Here is a 1,486-nt window from a genome sequence, read left to right as displayed (position 1 = left end):
CAGCGCGCTGGCGGCGGGCACGCCGCTGTTCTCGGCGCTGCTGAACTACCGCTACGGCGCGCAGGCTGAGCACGAGGTGCCCGTGTGGGAAGGCGTGGAAGTGCTCCAGGGTGCGGAACGCACGAACTATCCGTGGGTGCTGTCGGTCGACGACCTCGGTGGCCGCGGCTTCGAGCTGGTCGCACAGATCCACGAAAGCGTGGAGGCGGCGCGCGTGTGCGCGTACATGCATGCAGCACTCGAAGGGCTGGCACAGGCGCTGGCGCACGACGCGGCGCGAATGATCTGCGCGCTGGATCCGCTGCCCGCGCCGGAGCGGCAGCGGCTGTGGGCGTGGGGCGTGAACAGGCCGCGCGGCCCCGATGCAGAGCCGGTCCATCGGCCGGTCGAGCGGCAGGCGCGGATGCGGCCGGACGCCACGGCGCTGGTCTTCGGCGAAGCGTCGCTGAGCTATGCCGAGCTCAACCTGCGCGCCAATCGGCTCGCGCACCGTCTCATCGGCCTGGGGGTCAAGCCGGAGACGCGGGTGGGCATCGCAATGGAGCGCTCGCTGGAGATGGTCGTGGGCCTGCTCGCCGTCCTCAAGGCCGGCGGCGCCTATGTGCCGCTGGACCCGGACTACCCGGCCAAACGGCTCGCCGACATGGCGGAAGACAGCGGCATCGAACTCATCCTCACGCAAAGCCATCTGCACGGGCGCATTCCCGGGCTGGAAGCCCTGCAGGCCCTGGACCTCGATGGCTTGGAACTGGAGACCGGGCCCGGCCACGATCCCCAGGTGCCGCTGCAAAGCGAGCAGCTCGCCTATGTGATCTACACCTCCGGCTCGACCGGCCGGCCCAAGGGCGTGTGCGTCGCGCACGGGCCGTTGTCGATGCACGTGCAGGCCATCTGCCGGGCCTACGGCATGCGGCCCGAGGACCGTGAGCTGCAGTTCGCCTCGATCAACTTCGACATCGCGCACGAGCGCTGGCTCGCGGCGCTGACGAGCGGCGCGTCGGTGTTCCTCTGGGACGCGAAGTCGCACGCCGTGGGCGAGCTGGTGGCCGAGATGCGCAGCCGCCGGCTCAGCGCGGTCTTCATGCCGCCTTCCTACGTGAACGAGGTGGTGAACACGCTGGAGGTCCAGGGCGAGACGCTGGACGTGCGGCTGTGCATCGTCGGCGGGGAAGCCTGGTCCAAGGTCTCGGTGGCCCGGGCGCGCCGATGGATCTCGGCACACAAGCTGATCAATGCCTACGGCCCGACCGAGACGGTGATCGCACCGACCGCCTGGGAGGTGCGCGGCAGCATCGACAGCAGCAGCGCGCCCATCGGCCGGCCGCTCGGCCATCGCAAGGCCCTGGTCCTGGACGGGGCGCTGAACCCGGCGCCGGTCGGCGTGGCCGGCGAGCTGTACCTGGGCGGCATGGGCCTGGCGCGCGGCTACCTGGGGCGCCCGGGGCTGACGGCCGAGCGCTTCGTGGCCGACCCGTTCGACAGCGAA

General features: G+C 71.0%; 1 protein-coding gene. It reads left to right on the top strand.

The features are described from left to right. Positions 1 to 1,486 (top strand): amino acid adenylation domain-containing protein (locus ACMGEZ_RS29635; RefSeq protein ID WP_436825852.1); only part of this gene is annotated, 1,486 nt, incomplete at both ends.

Origin of the sequence: Variovorax stachyos, from assembly GCF_051400855.1 — a bacterium.
Classification (GTDB): Bacteria; Pseudomonadota; Gammaproteobacteria; order Burkholderiales; family Burkholderiaceae_C; genus Variovorax.
Note: the sequence above shows the minus strand (reverse complement) of the source record. Positions and strands in the feature narration are given on the sequence as shown.